Below are 6,000 nucleotides of genomic sequence, written 5' to 3'. Positions count from 1 at the left end.
GTGCTGCCATGGGGCTGCCACCCTGTTCTCCCCTTCCGTCATGCCTCCGGCGCTCCTTGGCGGGCAGGGCTAGCGCACATGAAGATGTGTGCGGGTCCGCCGTTTTCCAAACCCACCCCGTCACCCCGGACTCGTTCCGGGGTCCACCCTGCGGCGAGGAGAGAGGCTTGATCCGACACCGTTCTCCCGCGGCCCGGTGGACCCCGGAACAAGTCCGGGGTGACGAATTTAATGAGGAAGCCGATCGAACCTCATTGCCGTAGCCATATGCGATTCCCCTGCCCTGGCGGGGGAGGACAGGGCGGGAGCGGCGTTACGTAGCCCCCCCGCCGTCACCCCACGCTGGCCGAGAAGCTGTCCGCCGATTGCTGCAATTGCCCGAGCCGGTCGCCGACTTCGCCGAAGCCTTCGCCGAGCGAGTCGATCTCGCCGGCGACGGATTGCGTGTCGGTGCGGATCGCGGCGATCGTGCTCGACATCGAATCGGCGGCGAGCGCGGTCTCGTCGACCGCGGCGGTGATCGCGGTGACGGTGTGCGCCTGTGCCGCCATCGCGTCGCGGATGCGGTCGGCGGATTCCTGCACCTCGGAGACGGTCGCCTTGATCGAGGCGTTGGTCGCCACCGTCGTGCGCGTCGCATGCTGGATCGCGGCGATCTTGGCGGCGATGTCGTCGGTGGCACGCGCGGTCTGGTTGGCGAGGCTCTTCACCTCCTGCGCCACCACTGCGAAGCCGCGGCCGGCGTCGCCGGCGCGCGCCGCCTCGATCGTCGCGTTGAGCGCGAGCAGATTGGTCTGCCCGGCGATGGCGCGGATCAGGCCGAGGATCGATTCGATCGATTGCGCATGGTCGCTGAGCAGGCCGCTCGCCCGCACCGCCTCGCCGGCATGTTCGCTGGCGCGCAGCGCGATGCCGGCGGCCGAATCGACTTCGATGCGGGCGTCCTCGATCGCGCGGATCAGCCCGGCGGCGGTCTGTGCCGCCTCGCGCATCGCCACCGCCGATTCCTCGGCGGCGGCGGCGACCTCGCTCGCCTTGCCGAGCACCTCGCGCGTCGAGGCGGAGGCGGCGCTGGCCTGCACGCGGATGCGTGCGCCCAGCGTCGCCGCACCCTCGATCGAGGTGGCGATGCTCTCGCGGAACGCGGCCGAGCGCGTCTGGCGCTCCTGCCGCGCCGCCTCGGCGCGCAACGTCGCGAGCCGGCCGGTCATCAGATCCGATTCGACCAGCGCGATGCGCTGCACCGCGTCGCACAGGCGCAGCAGCCGCTTGGTGTCGCCCTCGCAATGCCGCTCGATCGTCTGCACGGTGAAACTGTGCGACTGGGCCAGCGCCGCCTGCAGGCTGGGAAGCGGGATGCCCGATTGTTCCGACCGTTCGGCATGGGTGATGGCGATCTCGCCCCATGTCTCGTCGAACGGCGCATTGTATTTGAGGAAGGCATAATGGGCGCTCTCGCGCACCCGCCGGTCGAGCCGTTCGGCGGTGAACAGCGGCCGCAATGGCTGCGCGGCGGGCAGCGACAGATAATGGTCCCAGAAGCGGCTGGAAATCTCGCGATAATCCTCGGGCCGCAGCAGCGCCGAGATTTGGCGGCAGGATGCGGCGAGCGTCCCGTCCCAGTCATATTCGCCGAGATGCTCGACGATGCTGCGCCGCGCCTGCAGCGTCTCGCCCGTGATCTGATGCCGGCGGATCGGAGCGGAGACCATGTCAGGCGGCGACCTTGGCGACGAACTCGCCGGCGCTGGTCTTGAGCGAATTGAGCTGGCCGTCGAGCCGGTCGAAGCCGCGGCCGACGTCGTCGATCTCCGCCGCCACCGTCTCGGTATCGGTACGGATCGCGGCGATCGTGCTCGACATCGAATCGGCGGCGAGCGCGGTCTCGTCGACCGCGGCGGTGATCGCGGTGACGGTCTGCGCCTGCGCCTCCATCGCATAGCGGATGCGGTCGGCGCTCTCCTGCACCTCGGCGACGGTCGTCTTGATGCTGGCGTTGGTGTCGACCGTCGAGCGCGTCGCCGACTGGATCGAGGCGATCTTGGCGGCGATATCGTCGGTGGCGCGCGCGGTCTGGTTGGCGAGGCTCTTCACCTCCTGCGCCACCACCGCGAAGCCGCGGCCGGCGTCGCCGGCGCGCGCCGCCTCGATCGTCGCGTTGAGCGCGAGCAGATTGGTCTGCCCGGCGATGTCGCGGATCAGGCTGAGGATCGATTCGATCGACTTGGCGTGATCGCTCAGCGTCTCCGACATGCCGACCGCATTGGTCGCCTGTACGCTGGCGCGGCTGGCGATCTCGGCGGCGGCCTCGACCTCGGTCCGGGCGTCCTCGATCGCGCGGATCAGGCCGGCGGCGGTCTGCGCCGCCTCGCGCATCGCGACCGCGGATTGTTCGGCGGCGGCGGCGACCTCGCTCGTTTTGCCGAGCATGCCGCGCGCCGAGCCCGAGCTGCGCTGCGCCTGGTCGCGCAGCGCGCGGCCCTCGTCGGTCGCGGTCTCGACCGCGGAGGCGATGCCTTCGCGGAATTCGGAGGCCAGCCCCTCGCGGGCGAGGCGGGCGCCATGTTCGGCATAGCCGGCGAACAGTTCGACGGTCAGTTCGGTCTCCATGCCGAACAGGCGCATCAGCGCATCGACCAGCGCGCCCTGGCGCGAATCGTCGGCGGGAACGCGCGCCATCAGCGCCTGGAGCGCGGCGCGGTCGCTGGCGCAGGACATCGCCAGCACCTCCATCGTCGAGACGCCGGCGGCATAAGCCGCGGCGACCGACCGCTCGAGCGATTCGACCCAGGCGAGCCCGTCGAGGTGGCAGCAGCGGTTGCGCAGATAGGTGATGCCGGCGACGATGCGGCGTTCGGTTTCCAGCGGCGTCCATTCGGCGGCACCGGGGTGGGCACGGCGCCAATGCGACCAATAGGCCTCGACGATCGTCGGCGCATCGGGCTCGATGACCGTCCACAATTCCGCCGCGCGCGCCATCAGCGTATTCTCGCCGCCGTCGAAGGCGACGATGCGGCTGCGCAGGTCGATCGCGGCGGCGATGCTGGCCGGCTTGGGAAGGGCAATGTCGGGCAAGAGCGTCTCCGGCGATCAGCGGGGCGTGAACGATATTGTCCGAATTAGACATCACTGGTTAATGTGCGGTTAGAGGCGCGCATGCGCGGTCGCCGGGAAAGCAGGCCGCGGCGGCGTCGGCGAGGCGAGCGAAGCGGCCGCTATGGGTTGCATCGCGGCATGGCGGGCCTAATAGGCACAGCATTGATCTTGCCCGAGGACCGTTCATGGCATCCCGCACTCCGGCGCGTCCGCGCAGCCCGCATCTCTTTTCGGGCTTTCTGAAGCTCCACTATAGCTGGGGGCCGCACATGCTGGTCTCCATCCTGCACCGCGCGACCGGCTCGGGCATGGCGACGGTCGGCACCGTGCTGCTGGTCTGGTGGCTCGCCGCGATCGCGAGCGGGGCGGAGGCCTATGCGAGCTTCCGCAACGTGTTCACCACCGATGCCGGCAATCTCAACATCGTCGGCTGGGTGGTCTTCGTCGGCATCACTTATGCCTTCTTCACGCACATGCTGAACGGCGTCCGCCACCTCGTCATGGACGCGGGCGCGGCGTTCGAATTGAAGCGCAACAAGATGTTCAGCCTGATCGTGATCGCCGGCGGCTTCGTGCTGACCGCGGCCTTCTGGCTCTACCTGGGGGTCAAGTAATGGGTTCGGGTACGCATATCGGCCGCGTCCGCGGTCTCGGCAGCGCCAAGGAAGGCGCGCACCATTGGTGGCGCCAGCGCGTCACCGCAGGCTCGAACCTGTTCCTGACGCTCTGGTTCGTCTTCGCGATCCTGCGCATGCCGGGCTACGACTATGCCAGCGTGCATAGCTGGCTGCAGAACAGCTGGGCGGCGGTGCCGATGCTGCTGCTGATCGTCTCGGTCTTCTATCACTTCCGCCTGGGCCTCCAGGTCGTGATCGAGGATTACCAGCACGAACAGAAGCGCGTCGCCGCGATCCTCGCGCTCAATTTCTTCACGGTCGCCACCGCCGCGACCGCCATCTTCGCGATCCTCAAGGTCGCCTTCGGAGCCGCCGCATAATGTCGGACGCGTACAAGATCATCGATCACACCTATGACGCGGTCGTCGTCGGCGCCGGCGGTTCGGGGCTGCGCGCCGTGATGGAATGCGCGCAGAACGGCCTCAAGACCGCCTGCATCACCAAGGTGTTCCCGACCCGCAGCCACACCGTCGCGGCGCAGGGCGGCATCGCCGCCAGCCTCGGCAACATGGGTCCGGATCACTGGACCTGGCATATGTTCGACACCGTCAAGGGCTCCGACTGGCTCGGCGACCAGGACGCGATCGAATATATGGTCCGCGAGGCGCCCGCCGCGGTCTACGAGCTGGAACATGCCGGCATGCCGTTCAGCCGCACCGACGAGGGCCGCATCTATCAGCGCCCGTTCGGTGGCATGATGCAGAACATGGGCGAAGGCCCGCCCGCGCAGCGCACCTGCGCCGCCGCGGACCGCACCGGCCATGCGATGCTGCACACGCTCTACCAGCAGAGCCTGCGCTACGACGCGGATTTCTACGTCGAATATTTCGCGCTCGATCTTATCATGGAGAACGGCCAGTGCCGCGGCGTCGTCGCGCTGTGCATGGAAGACGGCAGCATCCACCGCTTCCGCGCGCACAACACCGTGCTCGCGACCGGCGGCTACGGCCGCTGCTATTTCTCGGCGACCTCGGCGCATACCTGCACGGGTGACGGCGGCGGCATGGTGCTGCGCGCCGGCCTGCCGCTGCAGGACATGGAGTTCGTCCAGTTCCACCCGACCGGCATCTACGGCGCGGGCGTGCTCATCACCGAGGGTGCGCGCGGCGAGGGCGGCTATCTCACCAACTCCGAGGGCGAGCGCTTCATGGAGCGCTACGCGCCGTCGGCGAAGGACCTCGCCAGCCGCGACGTCGTGTCGCGGTCGATGGCGATGGAGATGCGTGAAGGCCGCGGCGTCGGCAAGAACGGCGACCATATCTTCCTGCACCTCGACCACATCGATCCCGCGGTGCTGCACGAGCGGCTGCCCGGCATCACCGAGACCGGCAAGATCTTCGCCGGCGTCGACCTGACCCGCCAGCCGCTGCCCGTCACGCCGACGGTCCATTACAACATGGGCGGCATCCCGACCAACTTCCACGGCGAGGTCGTCCACCTCAAGGACGGCAATCCCGACACCGTCGTCCCCGGCCTGTTCGCGGTCGGCGAGGCGGCGTGCGTCTCGGTCCATGGCGCCAATCGGCTGGGTTCCAACTCGCTGATCGATCTCGTCGTGTTCGGCCGCGCCACCGGCAAGCGGATCGCCGACATCTGCAAGCCCAATGGCACGCACAATCCGCTGCCCAAGGGCTCGGAAGAGCTGTCGCTGACCCGTCTCGACAAGTTCCGCAACGCCACCGGCAGCATCCCGACCGCGGAGATCCGTGGCCAGATGCAGCGGACGATGCAGAAGCATTGTGCGGTGTTCCGCGACAACGCCCTGCTCACCGAGGGCCAGGCGCTGATGAAGGACATCTACGGCCAGATCGCCGACGTCTCGGTCAACGACCGCAGCCTGATCTGGAACACCGACCTCATCGAGACGCTCGAACTCGACAATCTCGCCGCACAGGCGGTGGTGACGATCGATTCGGCGGCGAACCGCAAGGAATCGCGCGGCGCCCACGTCAACGAGGATTATCCGGATCGCGACGACGGCGAGTGGATGAAGCACACGATCACCAGCTTCACCGGCTGGGGCGGCGTCGGCGGCGCCACCGCGATCGATTACCGTCCGGTGCACGATTATACGCTCACCGACGACGTCGATTACATCAAGCCGAAGAAGCGGGTGTATTGAGGCACCCGGCCTGATCTGGCGGCCCCTTGGCCCCGGTGGTCCCATTGGCGGGGCTGCCGGGGCCGAATCGGGTGTTGGAGGCGCCGGCGCGGCGTGACCGGCCAA

General features: G+C 68.2%; 5 protein-coding genes. 3 read left to right on the top strand and 2 right to left on the bottom strand.

Translation table 11 applies throughout. From position 1 onward, the window contains the following. Positions 1–332: 332 nt before the first annotated feature. Both FFS23_RS16885 and FFS23_RS16880 read right to left on the bottom strand, forming a co-directional pair. A complete protein-coding gene (locus FFS23_RS16885; protein ID WP_137899518.1) occupies positions 333–1,712 on the bottom strand; it encodes a methyl-accepting chemotaxis protein in 1,380 nt (459 codons plus the stop codon). Position 1,713: 1 nt separating this feature from the next. Further along, positions 1,714–3,075, bottom strand: coding sequence for a methyl-accepting chemotaxis protein (locus FFS23_RS16880; protein ID WP_137899517.1), 1,362 nt, complete (start codon positions 3,073–3,075; stop codon positions 1,714–1,716). A gap of 206 nt (positions 3,076–3,281) precedes the next feature. Between FFS23_RS16880 and sdhC the strand changes: the two genes are divergently transcribed. From sdhC to sdhA, 3 genes are read left to right on the top strand one after another with little or no spacing between them, the layout of a single operon-like run. Next, entirely contained in the window at positions 3,282–3,710 is a 429-nt protein-coding gene (sdhC, locus tag FFS23_RS16875; RefSeq protein ID WP_137899516.1) for a succinate dehydrogenase, cytochrome b556 subunit, read from the top strand. Then, a complete protein-coding gene (gene sdhD, locus FFS23_RS16870; RefSeq protein WP_137899515.1) occupies positions 3,710–4,093 on the top strand; it encodes a succinate dehydrogenase, hydrophobic membrane anchor protein in 384 nt (127 codons plus the stop codon). The genes sdhC and sdhD overlap by 1 nt, the downstream gene beginning before the upstream one ends. Further along, on the top strand, positions 4,093–5,895 hold the full coding sequence (sdhA, locus tag FFS23_RS16865) for a succinate dehydrogenase flavoprotein subunit (protein WP_038663000.1): 1,803 nt from the start codon (positions 4,093–4,095) through the stop codon (positions 5,893–5,895). The genes sdhD and sdhA overlap by 1 nt, the downstream gene beginning before the upstream one ends. Positions 5,896–6,000: the final 105 nt, after the last annotated feature.

This window comes from Sphingomonas sp. 2SG (assembly GCF_005503285.1).
GTDB classification, from domain to species: domain Bacteria; phylum Pseudomonadota; class Alphaproteobacteria; order Sphingomonadales; family Sphingomonadaceae; genus Sphingomonas; species Sphingomonas taxi.
This window is presented reverse-complemented; position numbering and strand designations above follow the sequence as displayed.